This window comes from Paenibacillus sp. R-74696 (assembly GCF_055814915.1).
In genome coordinates this window covers 333,774-357,162 of sequence record NZ_JBPULM010000031.1, presented here as the reverse complement: position 1 = coordinate 357,162, position 23,389 = coordinate 333,774, and the positions used below count along the sequence as shown (strand labels likewise).

The 23,389-nt window shown below is 44.5% G+C and carries 13 protein-coding genes and 4 pseudogenes; 1 reads left to right on the top strand and 16 read right to left on the bottom strand.

Annotated features, from left to right (window positions below):
• Nucleotides 1-91 precede the first annotated feature (91 nt).
• A protein-coding gene (locus ACSR9A_RS16520) for an IS5 family transposase (protein WP_473758349.1) occupies nt 92-867 on the top strand; the annotation gives its coding sequence in 2 pieces (ribosomal slippage) (nt 92-419 and nt 419-867; 777 coding nt in all).
• Nucleotides 868-947: 80 nt separating this feature from the next.
• Here ACSR9A_RS16520 and ACSR9A_RS16515 read toward each other — a convergent pair.
• The 16 genes and pseudogenes from ACSR9A_RS16515 to ACSR9A_RS16440 form a co-directional block, all read right to left on the bottom strand.
• A complete protein-coding gene (locus tag ACSR9A_RS16515; RefSeq protein WP_473758348.1) occupies nt 948-1,796 on the bottom strand; it encodes a barstar family protein in 849 nt (282 codons plus the stop codon).
• A 23-nt stretch (nt 1,797-1,819) separates the two neighbouring features.
• The gene (locus tag ACSR9A_RS16510) at nt 1,820-2,155 is read right to left on the bottom strand and encodes a hypothetical protein (protein ID WP_473758347.1); all 336 of its coding nucleotides are present in this window, start codon (nt 2,153-2,155) and stop codon (nt 1,820-1,822) included.
• Nucleotides 2,156-2,209: 54 nt separating this feature from the next.
• Nucleotides 2,210-2,729, bottom strand: a pseudogene (locus ACSR9A_RS16505) (IS4 family transposase); the annotation flags it as partial.
• A gap of 665 nt (nt 2,730-3,394) precedes the next feature.
• A pseudogene (locus ACSR9A_RS16500) lies at nt 3,395-3,517 on the bottom strand (CPCC family cysteine-rich protein); the annotation flags it as partial.
• Nucleotides 3,518-3,723: 206 nt separating this feature from the next.
• Complete coding sequence (locus ACSR9A_RS16495; RefSeq protein ID WP_473758345.1) at nt 3,724-5,049, bottom strand: polymorphic toxin-type HINT domain-containing protein; 1,326 nt, start codon at nt 5,047-5,049, stop codon at nt 3,724-3,726.
• 364 nt (nt 5,050-5,413) lie between these two features.
• Complete coding sequence (locus ACSR9A_RS16490) at nt 5,414-5,671, bottom strand: Imm32 family immunity protein (RefSeq protein ID WP_473758343.1); 258 nt, start codon at nt 5,669-5,671, stop codon at nt 5,414-5,416.
• 1 nt (nt 5,672) lies between these two features.
• Nucleotides 5,673-6,518 (bottom strand): polymorphic toxin-type HINT domain-containing protein, encoded by an 846-nt coding sequence (locus tag ACSR9A_RS16485; protein WP_473758341.1) that lies wholly within the window; start codon nt 6,516-6,518, stop codon nt 5,673-5,675.
• 208 nt (nt 6,519-6,726) lie between these two features.
• A complete protein-coding gene (locus ACSR9A_RS16480; protein WP_473758339.1) occupies nt 6,727-7,233 on the bottom strand; it encodes a DNA polymerase III in 507 nt (168 codons plus the stop codon).
• 90 nt (nt 7,234-7,323) lie between these two features.
• Nucleotides 7,324-8,076 carry a barstar family protein gene (locus tag ACSR9A_RS16475; RefSeq protein ID WP_473758338.1) on the bottom strand — a complete coding sequence of 251 codons (753 nt, stop codon included), beginning with the start codon at nt 8,074-8,076 and terminating at the stop codon, nt 7,324-7,326.
• Nucleotides 8,077-8,093: 17 nt separating this feature from the next.
• Nucleotides 8,094-9,488 carry a polymorphic toxin-type HINT domain-containing protein gene (locus tag ACSR9A_RS16470; RefSeq protein ID WP_473758336.1) on the bottom strand — a complete coding sequence of 465 codons (1,395 nt, stop codon included), beginning with the start codon at nt 9,486-9,488 and terminating at the stop codon, nt 8,094-8,096.
• Nucleotides 9,424-9,969 (bottom strand): hypothetical protein, encoded by a 546-nt coding sequence (locus tag ACSR9A_RS16465; RefSeq protein ID WP_473758334.1) that lies wholly within the window; start codon nt 9,967-9,969, stop codon nt 9,424-9,426. Before ACSR9A_RS16465 ends, ACSR9A_RS16470 begins: the two co-directional genes overlap by 65 nt.
• Nucleotides 9,970-10,178: 209 nt before the next feature.
• Nucleotides 10,179-10,700, bottom strand: a complete 522-nt coding sequence (locus ACSR9A_RS16460) for a hypothetical protein (protein ID WP_473758332.1) — start codon at nt 10,698-10,700, stop codon at nt 10,179-10,181.
• A gap of 355 nt (nt 10,701-11,055) precedes the next feature.
• Nucleotides 11,056-11,749, bottom strand: a pseudogene (locus ACSR9A_RS16455) (polymorphic toxin-type HINT domain-containing protein); the annotation flags it as partial.
• Between the two features lie 36 nt (nt 11,750-11,785).
• Nucleotides 11,786-15,553: pseudogene (locus ACSR9A_RS16450) on the bottom strand (RHS repeat-associated core domain-containing protein); the annotation flags it as partial.
• Nucleotides 15,554-19,848: 4,295 nt separating this feature from the next.
• The gene (locus ACSR9A_RS16445; RefSeq protein WP_473758331.1) at nt 19,849-21,432 is read right to left on the bottom strand and encodes a carbohydrate binding domain-containing protein; all 1,584 of its coding nucleotides are present in this window, start codon (nt 21,430-21,432) and stop codon (nt 19,849-19,851) included.
• Nucleotides 21,433-21,872: 440 nt separating this feature from the next.
• Nucleotides 21,873-23,384, bottom strand: a complete 1,512-nt coding sequence (locus ACSR9A_RS16440) for a sugar ABC transporter ATP-binding protein (RefSeq protein ID WP_473758329.1) — start codon at nt 23,382-23,384, stop codon at nt 21,873-21,875.
• Nucleotides 23,385-23,389 lie beyond the last annotated feature (5 nt).

Here is a 23,389-nt window from a genome sequence, read left to right as displayed (position 1 = left end):
AATTATTTCAGACCTGATGCACTATCTAGGACGTGTCTGAAAACTAAAGGTTTTGTGGTATGATTTGAGAAAAACGATTGGAGCACCCACTATGATTCAAAGACGGTATGAACTAAGCGATGAACAATGGGAACAAATAAAGGACATGTTTCCTCCATATACAACAGGACGTCCATCAAAATCGAGTAATCGCACCCTGTTTAATGCTATTCTTTGGATCGCACGTAGTGGAGCCGCATGGCGTGATCTTCCAGAAGAACGTTACGGTTCATGGAAAACGGTTTACAGTCGTTTCTGCAAATGGAGAGATACAGAATTACTTGTTACCATCTTTCAAGCCCTTCACGTAGACCCTGATTTTGAAAATTTGAGTATCGATTCTACATCGGTCAAAGCTCACCAACATAGTGCCGGAGCTAAAAAAATGCTGAAGGGCACGAAGTAAATCAACACATCGGCATCAGTCGTGGTGGAAAGGCTACCAAGATTCATACGGTAGTCGATGGATTAGGAAATCCGCTCGCTTTTCTTCTGACGGGTGGTCACGTCTATGATTCTGTTCCAGTGCTCGATTTGCTTCAGGCGTTTGATATTACCGGAAGTCATATTCTTGGCGACAAAGCCTATGGCTCAGAAACAATTCGGGATTGGATTACGTCCCAGCAGGCATCCTATACCATTCCACCTAAAGCTAATACTCGAAATCCATGGAAAGTCGATTGGTTTCGGTACAAAGAACGACACTTAGTCGAATGCTTTTTCAATAAAATCAAACACTTTCGTCGTATAGCGACTCGTTATGACAAGTTGGCCAAGTCATTTCTAGCGTTTGTCTACATAGCTTCCATTTTCAAATTAATTCAATGACCAGTTTTCAGACACGCCCTAATAAAACTTACATGAAAAATGAAATATTAGATGAATTCATTGATTTTAAAAAACGCTTGTTATTCAAACACTATAGTTATTCCTTTATCGCCCATAATTTCAATCAATAATTGAAATAGAGGTCTATCCCCTACTTCTTCTAATTCAGGCTTATCTAAGAGTTTTTCGTTCAAACTCCTCGTATAGTTAATTTCTTTGACCCAAGAATTTGTATCTAAACACTTTTTTGCTATTTGATGATTTTTCCATATAAGGGTGAAAGGTACGGTTGCTCCAAATCCTCCATGAAAACAATCAATTAGAGAGTAAATATCAAATCCATAATAACCTCCAGTCCCATTAATAGCTTCTCCTAATGCGCAAAAGAAAGAAGGATAATTCGTTACATATGTCCCATCCAGGTAAAAAATTTCCTCCTGCATTTCATAACATTCCGATGTATTTATATTATAATTTTTTACTACTTTTAACCAAGCCCTTCTTCCATCTTCAGAAAGATTTGACCATTCATTCTTTTTCAATGGGTAGGAAATTCTCCACTTATTCCAAATTTCTATTTCTTTATTAGATAATACCTCCTCTAAAGAGCCTCTCCAAGTAATATCCATTATACCTTCTGGAAATCCAGTTTTATGATAATAAACATCATCAAATACAGAAAATAAAAACTTTCCAATCGGATTTTTATTATTATCAATAATACAAATATAAACTAACCTACTTAAAGATTCTTTTCTTTTTATAAGATATTCTTTGAATTCCTTACAAAAAACAAACTGTTCCAGTTCAATTTGGTGATAAGATACATCCCCATCAGAATAAACTTTACCATCCAGCCCCTCGATTTCTTTGCAATATCCAATTACTAATTCACTTTTATCATCAAGAAGAGAGTATTTGAATTCCACTTTATTTCCTCCATTGGCCATTCTCACGGTTTGAAATTTCCACCATCCGGAAACCAAGGCGCTGGGAATAATTTAGGTTTACTGTAGTCATGGTTGACTACATAGCCAAACCTTCCGTCGGTTCTTTCTAATATCCTATGTGATGTTCCCGGGACATCCCATTCTTTTAAACCATCCCAGACATTACTTTGACCCGTTCGATTTTTCAATTCATTGGCATGGAATATTTTTTGATTTCCATTACCATCAAATCTTGGGGTGCCCTTTCCGAGTATAATATTATCATATTCATTTACTATTTTTAGAGAAATTTTATGTTCATCTGAAAGCTTGTAATCTTTCTTATCTTTACCCGTCACCTAAGTTGTAATCTTAAAATCTATTAAAAAAATGGCGGCAACTGTTTTACTAACTCAACTTTCGCAGCATGAAATAGGTAGATAAGCCTTGATGTAATTGGGCAAAGCAGAGATCCAGAGCTGTAGTTGACTTTTTATCATGGCGGATAGTTTTTTGCCAACTTGATTTGCGATCTCGTTCATTAATTCCACCAGTTGCTGTAAAGCCAACGCCCAGTCCAAGGTACCGACTTCATCGCAAAGTAAATAAAACAGTCCACCGAGCGTCCGTTGATCGGTACTTTGTCGATGCTGCCAAGCCAACAGAATATAACGGGAATAGACAATGGTGGTATGGCTAATGAGCAAATCGTAGGAACGCCCTTGGAACTCTTTTTGCAGGCGCAGCAAGGATTTAGCGCATTTGAAAAAGACTTCTATAGCGGTGGCGAACAAAGACCACGACGACGGGAATACTGGGAACGAGTTTCGTATGAATTTGGCGTAAAATATTCCGTTGTTTCCCTTGGACGCGTGAGGCAGATCGGTAAAGACCCTTGAGATCAACTTGCTTGCCATGAACAAGATAGCGTTTGATGAATTTCGGGCTTAATTAGAGGGCAGGTGGCTAGCCTTTAAACGTTACCCTGCCTGTTCTATGTCAACTGGTCGTCACCAGATTGTTCGTTCACGATAACCATCCCGGCAAGCAGTCCATTCGTTGCGGACAATTTACAGATAAGTCCTGACAATATTAATGGTTAGGCTAACTACCCCAAAAGATGCTTTGTCTTTTCATCCTCCCTATCGGGGCGAAGTATACTACAGTTGCGAAGAATTTTGAAAAATCGGTGAGAAAACGAACATAACAAAAAACAGGTCAATCATGGTGGTATCTGACCATAATCAACCTGTTTTACGTAACGGAATAGTGATATTTAGGTTATAAAATTAAAGCAATTGATGTGCGTACAATCGAAATGGAGAAATCTTTATACGGGTACTATTTGGGTTATATGTGTTATTGGTTGAATGATAGGTTCATTCGACACTGGGTAGCCCCCACCAATAATAATTTAACTAATAGTTGTATTTCCCCATGCAAAAGGTTACTTTGGAACATCTGCTAGATAAACATTAACCTTTCCCATCTAGCCATTTGTTTGTATAGTACTTATTGGAGTTTATGCGAAGTTCATTGCGATAGTCTACTATGCTCCCTTTATTAATAGACCTATAAGAATTTATGTCCGAAGTTCCATCATCTTCCCACTTGCAATATGGGCAAATATCATAACCTGCTCCTTCAAACGCATCATAAAGTTCTGTTAAAGTTTTAAACCCACAACAAGGACAAGAATATAACTCTTCTACCTCACCAATGACTTCTACTTGATATCCAGAAATAGCATGAACTATTTCTGCTAAAAAACCATTACTAACACCTTGAAAATCAATTTCCACCTCATTTTGTTCCTTATTAATGATTGACGTTTCTTCTTCCAAATACTCGGATAAATCTATCTCTTTTCCTATTATGTTACGTACTGATTCAATTATTTTAAACGCATTTTCTCTAGTTATATTATTCATCTTATTAGCCCCTGTTCTTTTAATGTCTGAATCACCATATCATCAGGACGACCATCCCATTTATAAAAAGATTTAATTCTACCTCCTTTCTCTGTTCCAACAAATATAGATTGAGTGGATGGCTCATATCTATATACATATCCATTCGTAGTCGTCTGTACAATACTATCAGAATTTCTAGTGCCAAATTCAAAAGCCATATCAGAGTATTCTTTAGATGATTTTGCTCCAAACTCCGTACTACCATGTTTGTCAAAATGTGCTTTTAATTTTCCCTTATTCCATAAATCAGCATTCTTCGCTGTTGGTTGCCACACGGAATTACCCGCACCCTTAACAGCACAATTATGCACCCAAATCCCAAGGTTAGACACAAAATAAGAATTAAAGTCCGCAACCTCAAAGTTATAAACCGTTGCTTCGCGCGACTCTTTTTCGATCTTGTCTATGGCCAGTTTAGTCCCGTCACTCGAAACAAGCAAGTCGCCGACTTTCAGGTCTTTAACAAACGTCCAACCCTTCCCATCAAGCCAGAATGGATGCTCGCCTGTGGCCTCGATGATTTCATCCCCGATGTGGACGTAATAGATTTCGTCAGCCTGTTTCTGGAATAGTCCTACAACTTCTTTATAGGCCACTTCTCCGGTCTCGTCATCCTTAGAGAGAACCTTATCCCCTACCTCGATTTCCTCGATCGGTTTCTCCCCTTCGTCTGTGAGAACCTTGGTTCCTGCTGTAAAGCAGTTACATTCGTAGACGAGTTTTTTCGTCGTTTTAACAGTTCCCTCGCCAAAAATATTCTTCAGCTTCGAGCCCGCCCAAATGACGCCCTTCGTACCATACTTACCCGCGTGCTTCAGACCAGGAATCGGAATGATGCTCAGTGTTGCTCCGATTCCTTCTCCCCAACGATCTCCCGCCGAGAGATGTTCGCCGGTAATATAGTTATTACCTGTAAATGCCTGCTGGAAGCCTTTCACCGTGCCTACCCATGGTACGAGATCAGCAAGGAAGCTTCCTCCCTGCAGCCATGCGGAGTCACCATCACGGCTTAAGCCAAATGGATCGACATAGGATATCGGGTTGCCATTCACATACGCGTAACGGTTCAGCGTTTGCGAGTCGCTGATCGAACCTGTCAGCACATCCCGGTTGATGAAACGTTTGATCTCGGGATTGTAATAACGCGCACGCATATGGTACAGACCGTTTGTGTCCGTTGCAACGCCATCCCGTCCATTATACTGGAACGGCTGCTCTGTCGTTCCCATATGACGGATTTGTTCACCATACGGTCCGTATTCATACGTATCGGTGATCACGCCGTTGTCATCCGTCAGAGCGACTGTGCTTCCACGACGGTCATAATGATACATGGCATAACTGATGAAACCTGATCCGATTTGTCAGTTAAATGCCTAATAACTATGAATTTCAAAGTTTCTCTAAACATATCGTTTGCCACACCCATCACTAGCCATTGAACAATTGGAAAAAAGCTGCTTCCGTTTGATTTCCGGAAACAGCCTTTAGTCCTTGCTATTTTTAAGTGACTACTAAAATAAGGGCATGACCATCGTATAAATCTACATCTTCTTTAATTCCCACTATAAGGACACCTTATCCTAGATACTTTTTCTAAAATTCAATCTATGAGTACAAGTTAACAATCGAGCCCTTTCATCATTAAATTTTTTCAATTATTAACTCACAAGAACCGTCTTCCAGAGAATTAAGATCATCGTAATGCATATGATTTCCTGACGGAACTTCTGGTTGTGCAAGGGTTAGTAACTGCCTAGCTAAAGATCGTAGACCTGCTTCATTGGCTATAATGGTAATAATATTACCTTCAATTGAAGACTCAATTGTAAAGTTGTCATCCCAAACAAACTTTATACCTTCTTCTTTCAAATAATTTGGTATGTTAATTTCAATATTCACATTATTCCTCCAGATAAATATGCAGATTTTGAACAACCATCATTTTCCCTGGCTTACTAGGATTAGGAGCAAGGGTTTCAAAGTTCATATGCGGCCCTCCACCATGTTTGCCCAGAATATCTGTATCCCCCATTCTAACAACACGTATACCATCATCGGACATAAGACGTCCATTCCCCAAATCTTTATAACCTTTTTCTAAAAACTCTTCAACTGCTGATAACACATCATTAGTTTTCATTTTCATTCCATCTATATTAGTTTTCATTTTCATTCCATCTATAAGTGTGTAGCTAGCAGTTTTAACAAATTCGCAAGTTCCGCCACCAGTATTATGCACCCATATCCCAAGATCACTAACAAAATAGGTATGGAACTCATCCACCGTCATATTGTAAACAGTAGCCTGCCTATGTTCCAAACCTATGCGATCTATCTTGAGTGTATTGCCATCGCTCTGAACAAGCAAGTCTCCAACTTTTAAGTCTTTGACAAACGTCCACCCTTTACCTTCTACATAGAACGGATGGTTAAAGGTCGATTCAATCACTTGGTCACCTACATGGATCTGATAAATCGCATCCGTTTCGTGATTGAACGTAGCCGTTACCTCTTTATATGTCTGTTCTCCAGTCTCCTCATTCCTAGAAAGAACCTTATCTCCGACTTCAATATCTTCGATATTCTTCTCCCCATCATCTGTGAGAACCTTGGTTCCTGCTGTAAAGCAACTACATGCGTTGATCATTTTTTTGGTCGTATTAACAGTTCCCTCACCAAAAATATTCTTCAGCTTCGAACCCGCCCAAATGACACCCTTCGTGCCATACTTACCCGCATGCTTCAAACCCGGAATTGGAATAATGCTTAGCGTTGCTCCAATTCATTCGCCCCAACGGTCTCCCGCCGAGAGATGTTCGCCGGTAATATAGTTATTACCTATAAAGGCCTGCTGGAAGCCTTTCGCCATTCACCTCAGTGGTACCAGATCGGTAAGGAAGTCATTCAAAAAAAGAAACCTTGAAAGGCAAAAGGCCAATCAAGGTTTATAAAATTTAGCCTTCACATATTTGAATAATCTCTTTAGGTACAGATTCAAATATCAATACTTCTGGCTTGGAAAAAGGCTTTTTAGCTTTATAATCTTGGAGGGTCATCAAACTTGCCCAGTACAATTCTACCCAATGTTCAATACTTTCATCTGTATCAAAATTTAGTGCTTCCTCATCGGTATCCTTCAAATCCTCATAAAATGCTTGGTCGTAGATAGAAAGAGAAATGTCCCCATCAAAAACCAAGATTTTGTTTGAAAACACTGGAAAGCAAAATGATTTTGTAAAGCGATTAACAATATCTACCCCGATTGCCTTTCTGAAATTGACCCAATCAGGCGTATTTATAGGTCTGAGTTGTTCTGTCACTTCAAGTTTTATCCTACCACCATTGCTATATCGGTTGTTTGATTTTGTCATAGAATTTATACCACCCGACATAATTACCTCTTTGGAGACATAATGTTCATGACTTTCGGCTAAGTAGGCGTGATACAACAATTCATTCAAATTTTCACCTCCTGATTTATTTTCTTGAAACGCACACATTGGGTATGAAAAAAAGACCTTGAAATTATATCCTTCAAGGTCTTTACAAAATCAATTACAGACTAATGTTACATTCCTTACAGAAAATACCTCCTTTAGTTGTTGCAAAAAACTGTTTTCTTTCTCCCACTTACTATTAACATTTAGCAAATAAATATCATATGGTGGCGTTGCACCGAAGCCTCCACAAAGACAATCCTCAAGACTTTTTATATCATAACCATAGTAACCACCTGGGCCGTTAATAGCCTCACCAAGTGCACAGAAGAAATCAGAAAAATTTGTTACATTTTCTGCATCAATGTAATACTTTCCATTTTGTTGATCATGAGAATTATGGATTGTATTGTAATGTAATCGGGCAACTTCTAACCATCCTATTCGCTGTTTTTTGGATAATGTTGTCCATACGTTTCTTTCAGTAAGTGACAATCTTCGAATCTCCCAAATCGCTAATTCTTCTTCTGTTGCCACTTGCAACAACTCCCCAACTAGTTCAAGCTCAAACCAACCTTCGCTAAACCCGGACTTATAATAATAATGGGGCTCATTTAAGATGAAATAGTAAGATCCTATTGAATTACCCTCCTTATTTAGTATAGTGAGATACAAATTATTTATATATGTTTTGTTTTTCTTGCAGTATTCCTTAAACTCATCATTAAATCGAAATTTTTTCAGAATTATTTTATGAAAAACCTCACTATCAATTGTCTCAATACAGTTTCCTGTCAGGCCAATAAGATCAGAAGAATTTCCAATAATTAAGTCGCTTTCAGCATCTACTAAAGAAAATTTATTCATCATATAACCCTCCAGACTTATTTCTTCCCACCTTCTGGATACCATGGACCTGGAAATAATCTAGGTACCCTATAGTCATGATTTAATACATATCCAAGTTTCCCATCAGGTCGTTTTAAAATTCTGTGATCTGTACCTGGAACATCAAATTCAAGCGAGCCAATCCATCCTCTCCCTTGCCCTTCTCTCCCCTCAAATATAGTTTGTTTCCTAGTTTTGGGGTCTATTCTAGGCGTACCTCTTCCTAGAATTATTTCTTCATATTGATTCCTAATAACTGGTTGTATAGGATTTGGGCTTGAAAGATATTTATTGTTGTTAACTGCACAATTATGAACCCAAATCCCAAGGTTAGACACAAAGTAAGAATTAAAGTCCTCAACCTCAAAGTTATAAACCGTTGCTTCGCGCGACTCTTTTTCAATCTTGTCTATTGCCAGTTTAGAACCGTCACTCGAAACAAGCAAGTCGCCGACTTTCAGGTCTTTAACAAACGTCCAACCCTTGCCATCAAGCCAGAATGGATGCTCGCCGGTGGCCTCGATAATTTCATCCCCGATGTGGACGTAATAGATTTCGTCAGCCTGCTTCTGGAACAGCCCTACAACCTCTTTATACGCCACTTCTCCGGTTTCGTCATCTTTTGAGAGAACCTTATCCCCTACCTCAATTTCCTCGATAGGTTTCTCCCCTTCGTCTGTCAGAACCTTGGTTCCTGCTGTAAAGCAGTTACATTCGTAGATGAGTTTCTTCGTCGTTTTAACGGTTCCCTCACCAAAAATATTCTTCAGCTTCGAACCCGCCCAAATGACACCCTTGGTGCCATACTTACCCGCATGCTTCAGACCCGGAATCGGAATGATGCTTAGCGTGGCTCCAATTCCTTCGCCCCAACGGTCTCCCGCCGAGAGATGTTCGCCGGTAATATAGTTATTACCTGTAAAGGCCTGCTGGAAGCCTTTCACCGTGCCTACCCATGGCACGAGATCAGCAAGGAAGCTTCCTCCTTGCAGCCATGCGGAGTCTCCATCACGGCTTAAGCCAAATGGATCGACATAAGATATCGGGTTGCCATTCACATACGCATAGCGGTTCAGCGTTTGCGAATCGCTGATCGAGCCTGTCAGCACATCCCGGTTGATGAAACGTTTGGTCTCAGGGTTGTAATAACGTGCACGCATATGGTACAAGCCGTTTGCGTCCGTTGCAATGCCATCTCGTCCATTATACTGGAACGGCTGCTCTGTCGTTCCCATATGACGGATTTGTTCACCATACGGTCCATATTCATACGTATCGGTGATCACGCCGTTGTCATCCGTCAGCGCAACTGTGCTTCCACGACGGTCATAATGATACGTGGCATAGCTGCCATCCGCTGCCTCGCGGCCAATCAATCCGAGACCGTACACATAATATGCCACCGGATTGCCTTGCCCACCGGTCTCCATCAGAACCTGAGATAATGCCGCCTGCTTCCATGAGTCGGTTGCGCGCATCATAGCTGTAGCTTTGCATACTGCCCGCAAGCGGCCCCGTGATCATGTTGCCATCCTGATCATACACGACTGCGTTCCCATTATAGGTCGCCAGACGATTGTCTGCAGTGTAGGTCATTTCCGTGTTGCTCATGCCCGGCGGAAGCTGCATTTCTGCTGATTCCGACTGCAAGCCAGAAATATCTCCTGGTACATATACACTGTTCGTGACTGTTAGACCGCCATCTTCGCTGATGACATTGCCAACTACATCATAGCCATACGTATACGAAAGATTCAATCGACCGTCTAGCCCAAAGTCGTCGATCGTCAACAATTGACCCTTCGCTTCTATTTCGGAGTAGCGCAATGTATGGTTGCAATTGATTTTGGAAAACTGCAAAGAAAACAGCAATAATAAGCTCATTCGACCGGGTGTGATATTTTTGAATAGCCACCACTTGTATAATTGTATTTTTAACATATAGCTGAGGATAAAAAGAAACCACAACTCGGCGGCTAGCTCGAATTGTGGCACTTTTCGTTGTATTGTACGTTCTTGTTGTTGAAAGTTGTAATGGGCTCACACAAAATTTTGACAGAACCGATCCTTAAAATTTAATATTAACCATTTAAAAAGCTTACTTGCCTCCAGTCAGTTTCACATTTTTTTTCATAAGCTATAAAGCCTTCAGTTGAAGACTTTTTTTCAAGCATCCTTATAGCATCATACCTGCTACAATTTTTTTCAATATACATTTCATCCTCTAGAAACAAGAAAAATATAGAGCTAGATTCATCATCATTCGCTAAATAGAAACCAAATAATTCGTTGTATTGAGTGCTAAAAAACAAACATAAATACTCTACTTCGAGTTTAATATTTTCTTTGCATTCAATTAATCCTTCTTCATAACTAGCAAATAAATTAAAATCATCCAAATCATAAATTCTATGCATTGAGATTAACGGATTCATGCCTCTTATATATAAGCCTATGACATCACCATTATCCTCTTCTAGGTAAAGAACATGGTCTAATCTTTCGTTATCATCCTCAGCATGCAAATAAATAATATTCGATATTTTTTTTTTCGCGAAAAAATAATCAAACTTTTTTTTAAAAGATAGAATATAATTATTCATTCTCCGCCTCACTCTCCAATCAAATCTAATTCCGATTTCAACTTACTTGACAATCGATCTCCTTTTTTATTTAAAAAAGTCAATATTTCATTTGTATTTCGATTAACTAAAACAACTGCATCACCCTTAACAAAAGCATCTACAGACTCAATTGTATTCCAGTTAAAAGGTTTTGAGTTAGCGAGATTATTGGGGTCATTTACAATTGATAAAATAAACCCTTTCATCCCTTCTTTATCTCCTTTAACTATTTGAACACCTAAAGCCTTCGAAGTTGTATAAATATCTAGAGCATGTTTTCTTAATTTTGTATCGAAATTCGGGCTAAAATTCAGACCACCATTACCCGTCACATTAACTTCACAATTATGAACCCAAATCCCCAGATTTGACACAAAATAAGAATTAAAGTCCTCAACCTCAAAGTTATAAACCGTTGCTTCGCGCGACTCTTTTTCAATCTTGTCTATCGCCAGTTTAGAACCGTCACTCGAAACAAGCAAGTCGCCGACTTTCAGGTCTTTAACAAACGTCCATCCCTTGCCATCAAGCCAGAATGGATGCTCGCCTGTGACCTCGATGATTTCATCCCCGATGTGGACATAATAGATTTCATCAGCCTGTTTCTGGAACAGCCCTACAACCTCTTTATAGGCCACTTCTCCGGTTTCGTCATCCTTAGAAAGAACCTTATCCCCTACCTCGATTTCCTCAATAGGTTTCTCCCCTTCATCTGTCAGAACCTTGGTTCCTGCTGTAAAGCAGTTACATTCGTAGATGAGTTTTTTGGTGTTTTTAACCGTTCCCTCACCAAAAATATTCTTCAGCTTCGAGCCAGCCCAAATGACACCCTTCGTGCCATATTTACCCGCATGCTTCAAACCCGGAATCGGAATGATGCTCAGCGTTGCCCCAATTCCCTCTCCCCAACGGTCTCCCGCCGAAAGATGTTCGCCAGTAATATAGTTATTACCTGTAAATGCCTGCTGGAAGCCTTTCACCGTGCCTACCCATGGCACCAGATCGGCTAGGAAGCTACCTCCCTGCAGCCATGCCGAGTCACCATCACGACTTAAGCCGAACGGATCGACATAGGATATCGGATTGCCATTTACATACGCGTAACGGTTCAGCGTTTGCGAATCGCTGATTGAACCTGTCAGTACATCCCGGTTGATGAAGCGTTTGATTTCTGGATTGTAATAACGTGCACGCATATGGTACAAGCCGTTTACATCCGTTGCAACGCCATCCCGTCCATTATACTGGAACGGCTGCTCTGTCGTTCCCATATGACGGATTTGTTCACCATACGGTCCATATTCATACGTATCGGTGATCACGCCGTTGTCATCCGTCAGCGCAACTGTGCTTCCACGACGGTCATAATGATACGTAGCATAGCTGCCATCCGCTGCCTCGCGGCCAATTAATCCAAGACCGTACACATAATACGCTGTCGGATTGCCTTGCTCATCTGTCTCCATCAGCACCTGCGATAATACCGCCTGCGGATTTACAACATAACGAGTCGTTACCCCGTTTACGGTAACGGAGGTGCGTACATTTTCGCTATTGTAGCCATAGCTGATGCCGCCTGCTTCGGTTAGTCGGTTGCGCGCATCATAGCTGTAGCTTTGCATGCTGCCAGCAAGCGGACCGGTGATCATGTTGCCATCCTGATCATACACGACTGCATTCCCATTATAGGTCGCCAGACGATTGTCTGCCGTGTAGGTCATTTCCGTGTTGCTCATGCCAGGCGGAAGCTGCATTGCTGCTGATTCCGGCTGCAAGCCAGAAGCATCTCCTGGTACGTATACACTGCCCGACACACTGCCGTATACGTTCTCGCCTACACTTAATCCGTTCAAGTATACACTGTCGGTGACGGTTGGACCGCCATTTTCGCTGATGACATTGCCAACCGCATCATAGCCATACGTATACGAAAGAATTATGCTGCTATCCAAGCCAATATCGTTGATCGTCAACAATTGGCCCTTCGCATCATACGTTCTGGTTTCCGTTGTGCCATTAGGTCGAAGCGTTGATGCCAGACGGCCATTGGCATCGTAGCTGTAAGCTGTTACACGGCCGCTCCAATCGGTTACGCTCATCATGCGACCTGCACGGTCATACGTGTAGGAAACGGTTTTGTTGTCTGGATAGGTCAGCATGATCATATTGCCTGCTGCGTCATAGCTGTATTGGATGACATTGCCGAATTCATCCGTATATTGCACGACGCGGTCCAGCTCATCAAATACACGCGTTAAGGCTTTGCCCTGCCCATCCGTTACTGCCGTTATATTGCCGTTAGCATCATACGTATAGCTGACTTCACCAGCTTGATCAACGAATTTGCTTAGTCTTGACGCTGCGTCATAGTTATAAGACGTCGTCAGTCCGCGACCATTCGTCTCCACATCCGGCAAGCCTAAAGCATTATACGTGTATGTCGATGTTTCGCCAGCTGCATTCGTTTCGCCAATTAATCTTCCTGCCAAATCATACGTATACGCTGCCGCATTCTGATTCGGATCGGAGTAGCCGATGACTTGGCTTAATGAATCGTAGCTGCGGCTTGCTTCGCCTTTAAGCGCATCGCTTACGGTCGTCAAACGACTAAGATCGTCATAAGCGAACGTAGTGGAACGATTCATCGGATCAATCGTTTCAACAAGGCGATTGAGCTCATCGTACACATAAGTTTGCGAATGATTCAGTGCATCCTTAATCGTAACCGGATTACCCTTCGCATCATAGACAACCTCGTAGACCTTGGTATTGTCCGCATTATAGGCTTCTACAAGACGATAGAGGGAATCATACACATAACGAACACTTTCTCCTTCTGCATTCGTCTGAGTCAGCACATTGCCGACTGCATCATAAACAATCTTCACACTGTCGCCAAGTGGATTGACGGCTTCAATCAAACGGCCCTCCGCATCATAAATGAGCTGCGAAGCTTGATTTAGTGCATTCACAACCTGTGTCAGGTTGCCATTGTTATCATAGGTGTAATGTGTCGTGTTGCCACGCGCATCAACCTCTGACGCAAGGAAGCCTTGCTTGTCATAAGCATACGAGTACGCATGTCCCAGCGCATTCGTATCGCTTAGCAGCTGATCATCTGCATTGTACACAAGCTGGCTTGTATTTCCTGCCGCATCGGTTACGCTTGCCATTCTTCCGGCAGCGTCATAACCATACGTCGTAACCTCGCCCGCCGCATTGTTCATGCTGACCAGTCGGCCTCCATTATACGTATAGGAGGTTTGTGCACCTTTTGGATCAGTAGCCGACAATAACATGCCAGCTGCATCATACGCATAGGTAGTCTTTTGTCCATCTGTATCCGTTACGGATGTCAAACGGTTCATATTATCGTACATATACGTCATCGTATTGCCATCAGGGCCTGTTGCGCTTAGCAGATTATCGTGATTGTCATAGGTCATATTGACCTGCGCACCCGTATAATCGGTTGAACGAATCAGATTTCGTCTGTCATCATAGGTATAGCTGATCGCCTGATTTAGCGGATTAGTCGCGGTTAGGCGATTGCCCTGCGCATCATACGTAAAGGTCATTTTATTCCCTAAGCTGTCTTCCGTTTGGAGCAGCTGGTACTGCGCATCATGCGTGAGCTTCTGCACATCGCCATTACGATTGGTAATCGTCGTAATTAACTGCTTGTCCTTCTCTTCGTAGCTGAACGTAGTAGGAGCATGCCCCGAAACAGCATCCTGCTGCTTGATGACGCGACCTTCATCGTCATACATATTCTCGAACAACTGGACGCCCTCGCTCGATGCGCTGACAATCCGATTGCTGCTGTCGTAGCTGTACGTCGTCACATTTCCTGCTGCATCGGTTATTTCGTTCAAGCGACCGGCTGCGTCATAAGAGAATTGGACGGAACGTGCTGCCGGATCAGCAACCTCAGCCACTCGGCCAGCTGCATCATAACTGATTGTCAAAGCCGCTCCTGCCAATGGATCGCTGATTGTCGATAAAGCACCATCCGCTGCGTAACCAAATGCCAGTTTCAGCCCGCTTTTCTCCTCAATTTCGGTTAAGCGCCCTGCGGCTGTGAAACGATAGAACGTACCGTCATTGCGTTCAAGCACATAGGTGCCATCCGCCTTTTTCGTCAAATGATCCAATCTGGTTGCTTTATCGGTTGATGAATAGCTACCGTCTGCTGCTTTATTAAATACATTCGAGCGGAAAGCATTCCAGTAAACGGTTGCGTTGTTCGCGCCAACCTCCAGCTTCATCTCGAAATTATGGCTCCAGCCGACTCCCAGATCGCCAGTGCCCGTCAATAACGAATGATATTGGGCCTGAAAAGGAATCGGAACCGCGCCATGTGCCGTAAGCAGGGTGCGATTAATAATTTGCGCCCCCGTTGCCGTATCGATCGGGTCCGCATGGAACGTCTGTGGATCATAATCCGACGGGTCCAGCGTCTTCACTTTGTCCGCTGCACCGATACCGGATATTGGTGTGCCATCTGCTCCAGGGAAGCTCAGGTCAATGGCGCCAAATGGTGCAAATACGAGATATTCCGCACCGCTTGTATTCGTAAGCAGCAGCGTTGCTCCCGCGTTTACATTTAGCGGGCTTTGTCCCGGCTGCTCACTGCCCGAACCGCTACGATACGTGAAGGTGCCGCCGGCTTTTAGCGTTTGAGTCGATGTGGTCAGATTTTTAGCCTGAACCGTTTGATCGGCTTTCAGCGTTTCCTGCTCAAGTGCCGGATCCGTACGGTCTACATAACCAAATGATTCATAGGGTCCCCAAATAGTTAACGATTGACTAAGAGGACTCGTTACAACCATCTTTTCAGCTAGAACAAGCTCGTGCGTTGCTGCTGTATCACGAGAAGCGTAACCAAGCACTGTTCCTTGGCTATCATACGAAGCCCAGTCCATTGTGCCGCTGCTCGTAAAGGACCAAGCCTTCGGGCTGATATTCGTCAGCTCTACCGTCTTTTTAAAGGAAATCGGAACAATTCGCAGGGCTGGCTCATCCTGCTCCGTTACAAGGAAAGCAAGCGCGCCGCCCGTAACAACGGTTCCCGTACCAATCCGACTCGTAATGACAAGCCTATGGCCTGCCGGTACGCTTATAGCCGTATTGGTTGCCTCTCTCAAATAGCGTACAGGTGCTCCTGCGCTATCATACAAAGCGTAATCGTATTTGCCGCTAAGGTTGATCGTAGACGCGCCGCCCGATTGATTTTTCACCACCAGCGTTTCGCCTATTGCCAAAGCTTTCACAAACTCATTAGCATTGCCGCCGTCGGTTACGTTGATCGCATCGGTTGGCGCCATAACCGTAATAGGAGCGACATCCGCGTTGGTAATCAGCATCCGCTCTGTTGAGTCAATCACACGCGGATTCACCAAGCTGCCGTTGCCAAAACGCTGCATATTTCCCCATAAATCATAAATCTGATAGTCATATTTTCCAATGATCCGCAGATTGAAAGAATCAGGTGAAATATTGCGCAGCGAATAAGAAGCTCCTGGATCAAGCGACTTAATCGTTACCGCCCGAATCATTCTTTGGGTAATGTCGAAAGCATCATAAGCACCGCTAACGGTGACCGTGTGCGTAACAGAGGGGGTCAGCACAAACTTCGCATCAACCGAAATAATCTGCTCTTTCTGCGTTGCCCCAGCCCCATAGCTGTTTACGGAGCCATCTGCTGCGTATTCGGCATTATCATATGTGCCATCTAAATACAGGCTCATTCTTTTATTCGTTTTTTGCTTAATTTCCAGCGTCCCATCTCCGGAGAGCGTACGGACAAAAGAAACGGGATTCGCCCGATTGCTAATTTGGAACAAATCATATGCGCCAAAAGCAACCATATTGGTAGTGCCGCTGTTCATAATGGCCGCTTTTTCACCTACAGTGACAGCCTGTCCAATAGAAGCGTTCCGCTCGCGATAGTAGCTTTTAATATCGCCTGCTGCATCGTACAGCGCCAAATCATAGACGCCTGTCATTTTCACATTGGCATCCTTCGTTCCGGTGTAAGCAGCCTCAAAGCTGCTGCCCGGCTGAAGCATACGCTCGAATAAGGCAGGGTTCGTACGATTCGTCAATTGGAAAGCATCATAAGCGCCTTCAACCGTGATGGCTTGGGAATTTGCATTCGTTAGCGCAATGCGGTTTCCTGACGAAATAATTTCAAGTGCTGCCGTTTGATCCCGTCCCAGCTCCCTGACGTCCTGATTCGCAGCAAACTCAACGAAATCATAAAGGCCGCTCGGATATACCTCATAAGGAGTCAGCTCCTTGTTGGTCGCTTCAAAGCTTTCGCCTGGAGCGAGCGTACGCTGAAACGTTACCGGATTCGTACGGGCATTGTTGTCAAAAACATCATAAGCGCCGTAAACGACGATGGACTGAACATCCGTGTTCATAACCGCAATTCGCTGCCCTGTATTCACCAATCTATTTTTAATGATGTTTTGCTGCCTTGCATAGGTTTTTAAACCATTTTGATCAAAAAGCGAATAATCATATTTGCCCGTCATATGGACAGAGGCATCATCCACTCCTTTAAAAACAGCCTCCATGCTTTGGCGAGGCGCAAGGGTACGTTCAAAAAGCGCAGGATTCGCCCGGCTGGTCAATGTGAATACATCATATGGCCCTTCAATAGCCATGGAAGACGCCTGCGCATTCGTCACCGCCAAACGATTGAGCCCGGAAACATTTTTGACCGTCGTCCCGTGTTCACGCTCGACATCGGTTACATCATTAGCAGCATCATATTGCGCCAGATCATAAAGTCCTGTCGAATAAACCGGGAACAGCTTGCCCGTCTGATTTCGCAGCTCCATGCTCTCATTTGCCGTTAATACTCTGCTAAATGTAACCGGATTAGCCCGGCTCGTAATAGCAAACAGCTCGTAAGGCCCATAAACCTCCATCGCCGTTGTTCCGGTATTCATAATGGAGACATGTTTACCTGCATCCACATCACGGTAAGCAATCGTGCGCCCGCGTGCATAGCTGTCTGGATTGCCAGCGGCATCATAATCCATAACATCGTGCTTGCCTGTCAGATCCACACGTTCATTATAAGTGGATGTATTCTTAGCCTGAGCGCTTTGCCCAACTGCAAGCTCCTTCACAGCCAAGGCTGGATTCGTGCTCGATTGCACTAGCGTCACATCATAAGGCGTAAGAATTTGCAGCACGGAGCTCCCGCTGCCTGTCAGCGTTATCCGTTCCGAGTTATAAAGAATTTGTCCGAGAGAGGTTTCCTTGCGCTTCGATGAGCGCGGCTCTCCTGTCGGTTTATAACTGGCCTGATCGTACGTTCCTGACATATTCAAATGGAACAGCGTCGGGCTTATATTCGTCAAGCGCATGCTCTGCCCATTGGCCAAAAAGCCCTTGTAAAGCGCAGGAGCTGATCGGTCCGTTAAGCGAAAAGCATCATAAGGGCCCGATAAAACAATTGGCGCCGTACCGCTGTTGGAGATGATGATTCGCTCCGTATCATCTACAATATGGCTGTCAGCCGTCTGCGGGTTGCCGAATTCACTTACTTCATTTCCCGTGTCATAGGTGACATAATGATGCTGATTGTTCAAGCTGACTGTAAATGATTTAAGGGATATATTATCAGCCTGAACGGTTTCCCCTGCCACTAGTGTCTTATTAAAGCTCACGGGGGTTGAGCGCGATACGAACCTAAAAGCATCATAAGGAGCCATAATTTCAGCTGCCCCGCTGCCCACATTCGTAAAGGCGGCGCGTTCTCCCGCACTGATGCTGAAGCTACCTAAGGAACGTTTGGCATAGTAATTATTAATATTCCCTAGGCTGTCGTACATCGCGTAATCGTACAGACCATTCATCGTAAAGGAGCCATTGCCCGATAAGCGATTCGTCGCTTCATAGCTTTGTCCTACTGCTATGGAGCCAATAAACAGGGCTGGATCTGTGCGGCCCGTGAAGGTGAATCCGTCTGGAGGCCCGACGACTTCGGCTGTACCTCCATCTGTCTTGGTAATGACGATGCTGCCGCCAGCAGGAATGGTCTTTGTCCCTGCCGTTGTCGTTATTTTCCGACCATAATCGGCGACGCTGCCATTAGCGCTATATTGTGCAAAATCATATGCCCCTTTTAAATTTAGGGTATAGCTTTCGGAGGATGTATTTTTAACTAGAACACTTTGACCACTGGTCAGCGTCTGCGTATAAAGCGCAGGGTAAGCGCGTGCTTTAGTTGGAATCGCATCATAGGGGCCCTCGATCACGAGCGGTACGTCCGAATAATTGCTCACAATCATTTTTCGCCCCGCATACAAAATATCTGATGTGTAGCCTGTATGACCATAAGAGTCGAGAACGCCTGCGGCATCGTAAATCGCATAGTCATAGTTTTTATGGGTGAAATACATCGTGAACGTATAAGGGGTCACATTTAACGCTTCTAAATGCTGACCCTGCTGCAGAGTCTTTACAAAAACCGCTGGATTAGTACGGCTAGCGAAAGAGAACACCTCATAAGGCGCCAGCACCTCATAGCTCGTTGTTCCCGTATTCGTAATCGCGATGCCTTCCCTTGCTGGAATCGTCATTGTTCCGCCAGCATGAGTACGGTCATAGGTATTGGGAATATCATTGGCATTGTAATCGGCATGGCTGTTTTTGCCGCCTACGTCAATGCTTTCCGATGAGGTAATCAGATTGGTCGCCTTCATGCTCTGCCCTGGAAACAGCAAATATTTTTTCAAGGCAGGTGTAGAGGTGTAGCTTGCACCAAGCTCTCTAGTTACCGTCTTCAGCACAACTCCGCTTGCTGACGTATTCGTAATAACGAGCCGCTGCCCGCCTACGATGCTAAGCGACTTTTTGCCTGTACCTTGGCCAAAGTTGACAACTGACCCATTGGCTGCATAACGGGCATAATCATAAGAGGTGCCTTCAGCGGTTACCGCTGTAGTGGATGCAGCGAAACTGGAGGTTACAACCGCCGATGAATAACCGGGAACGGTATAGTTAAGCGGAGCTGCATAGGTGACATTCGGCTTCACTAGGAAACCGACCGTAAAAGCTAAAGCTAGACAGGCTAAGGTCAGCCATTGTATCGTTTTGCGTATCATTATGGCTGCCTCCGGTTAATTGTGAAGTCATCTACATAAAAGCCAACAGTTGCATCGGAGCTTTCGACATACAGAGAAAGCTCCGATGCATCTCCGCTATAGCTGTAAGGGCCTTCAAGAATAGCCCATTCTCCAGCTTTTACGACGTTTACACTGACGTTATCGTAGTAATCCGCACCTTCTGCTGTCTTTCTATGAATCGTCATTAGCAGATTGGCTGGTGCAGCTTCGCCGAGCAAACGGAAAGCCGCTCTCACCGTGTAGGACTGATCCGCTTGCAAGGAGCCCGTCAAATTCAATAGCGGTCCCTGCCACTCTGCCGTGCGATTGGTTACCTTAAGACTGCGTTGTCCACTGCTGGCTGCCTCATCCGAATTACGGAGTACGACTCCTTCTCCAAGCGCATTCCAGCCTTGCAAGCTGCCATCTTCAAAATCATGACTGACGACAGGAGGAGCCGCTTCATGCTTCTTCACCTGAAACTCATCCAAATAGAAGCTGGCCGTGGCGTTTGCACTTTCCATATAAACGGTTAGATTGGTTACCTCCCCCGTAAAGGTATAAACCCCTTCGAAGAAAGCCCAGCCATCTGCCGTCACATGGCTCGCACTAATATTTTCATAATAATCCGTACCATCCGCCGCTTTGCGATTCATCGTTAATAAAATATCAGAGGATGGCGTTCCTTCCGCAAGCTTAATTTTGCCGCTAATGTCGTAAGTGACCCCTTTCTTCATGCTTGAGGTCAAATTTAGAATGGGGCCTTGCCAGGACGCCGTTCTTCCTGAAATTTTGAGGCTTTGGCTTCCCGCACTGGCTGCCTCCTGAGAATTGGCTACCACAACACCATCGCCCTGTGCGCTCCAGCCTTGCGTGGTTCCATCTTCAAAATCATGCAATAGCGCATCAGGTGAAGGCGTAGGTGAAGGAGCAACATAAGCATCAATACTCGCATCGTCCAAATAAAAGACGGCTGTATCGCTTGTGCTTTCTAAATAGAGAGACAGATTAGACGCCTCTTGACTGATCATATAGACTCCGTCTAATACAGACCAGCCATCAGCAGTAACCGTTTGGGTACTCAAATGGTCATAAAAGCTGGTTCCATCAGCCAATGTCCGCTTAATGGTCATCATGATTTGTGTCGATTCCTCACCTTGAGGAAGACGCACAGCTGCTTTAATGCGGTAGCTCTTTCCTTTCTCTATCGATGGGGTTACATCAAGTATCGGGCCTTGCCATGACGCTGTGCGGTTGGTGACTTTCAGACTGTGTTTCCCACTGCTGGCTATGTCCTGCGAATTAATGAGCTGCACACCATCGCCTTGCGGGGCCCAGCCTTGGGAGGTGCCATCTTCAAAAGTGTGGAGAAGGCCTGTTCCACTAACGGGAGGAGTCACTGGGGGTACTATGGCAGCTGACGTATACTTGGAAGAAAGCATATTTCCATTTTTGTCATAAACATATTCCACGCGATCGCCATTGTCATAATCTACAGCTACCAGACGATTAAGCTCGTCATACGTATACGCAGCCGCAAAGGCCGCTGAACTAAGCAAACCAAACATAACCAAAGCAAACATACTAACCTTGCCCCACAAGCAAAAACGACTTCGTCGTCCTTCTGGGACGAGCGAAGAGCTTTGTCGGAGAAATATAGAGAAAGGATGAAAATCATCTACTTTCCTATATTTAGAAAAATACGTAAAACCTTTTAACAGGCGACTTCTCCCCCTGCTTTCTCTTGCTTCATCCTGCATGTCATCCATCCTTTTTTGTCATTAATTAGGTTCAATCTTCACTATACAGACATTTCCAAGCCTTTTCATTGAGGGATTTTGTCGAATATAGCTTTAAGATGTCGAATCATGTGAACAAATTTTGTTTTAACGACATTTTTCTCCTTTTTATTTTCCTTTTCAAGGTTTTAAAACAAAAAAATAGAACGATTTGTTAACCGTCTATGAAGACAGTTAAACAAGTCGTTCTATTCTTGTATCCACGCTACGCTATGGAATCTCTGCTAGCCCTCCAACACGGCCTCGCCACCTGAAGCATAATGCAATATCCGCTCAAGCGTCGCTTCCTCTGTTAACATCGTATGACGAATCGAGCCTTCGTGCATGACGGCAATTCGGTCGGACATGCCGAGCATTTCCGGGATATCGGAGGACAGCATAATGATCGATTTCCCGGACAGCACCAGCTCATTCATAATGTTGTAAATGTCGATTTTGGAGACGACGTCAATGCCCGCTGTCGGCTCTTCAATAATGAAAATACGGGCATTGCTGAACAACCATTTGGCTAAAATGACCTTCTTTTGTTTGCCGCCGCTGAGATGCATCGGCCGCTCCGTCTCTTCGCCTGTAATTTCCAGGCGATCCATCAAATCTCTCGCATAAGCGGCTTCCTGTCCGCTGCGTATAAATCCGGCCCGCGACACGCGCGGGAGATTGGTCAGTGTAATATTTTCCGCAATCGGCGCATTTAAGATCAGTCCTTCCTCCGCATGCAGCCCCGTCACATAGCAAATGCCATTTGCCTTCGCCTTATGCGGCGTGATCGCCCTAAAGGAACGCCCATTCAAATGAATGGCACCTTCATACGGCCCCTCTATGCCAAAAAGCACCTTGGCGAGCGTCCGCCTCCCCGCGCCGCCAAGCCCGGCAATCGCCAAAATCTCGCCCCTGCGCAAGCTCAAATTGACATTGTTCAGCCTTCCCGCCACGCTCAGTCCTTCCGTTCGCAGCAGCTCGCCGCCGAGCTGCACCTTCAGCTTCGGATAGCGGTTATGCAGCTCCTTGCCCGCCATCGCCTCCATGATTTCCGGCATGCTTGCCGCATCATTCATGCGCCAGGTCCGAATCACGGCACCATCGCGCAGCAGCGTAGCCTGATCGGCAATATGCTGGAGATCCTCCATGCGGTGGGAAATGTAAAGGATCGCCACTCCCAGCTTTTTCACATGGCGAATAGCCTCGAACAGCCGCTCACATTCCTGATTGTTAAGTGCGGCCGTCGGTTCATCCATAATAATGATTCGGGCCTGCTGGGACAGCGCCCTGATCAGCTCAACGAAACGCTGGTCGCCGATGGACAGTGTATTCACACGCGCCCGGGAATCGACCGCCATGCCAAATTGCTGCAAATAGCTAGCGGTCTGTTCATGCAGCCGCTCCCAGTCGATCAGCTTCGGCCATAACAACGGCTTCAAAGGCTCGCGGCGTATAAAAATATTTTCCGCAATGCTCAAATCCTGAAACAGACGCAGCTCCTGATGAATCGCCGCAATGCCGAGCTCCTGCGCCTCATTCGGGCTGCCAATGCTGACAAGCTCCCCACCAAGCGCAATCTCTCCAGAGTCTGGCGGAAAAAGTCCGGCTAATATTTTCATCAGCGTTGATTTGCCCGCCCCATTTTCCCCAATTATCGCGTGAACCTGGCCAATTTCAATCGTCAAATGGATGCCATCCAGCACCGTCGTTTCATTAAAGCGCTTTCTAATATTTCTCAGCGTCAATAATTCGCTCAACTTCG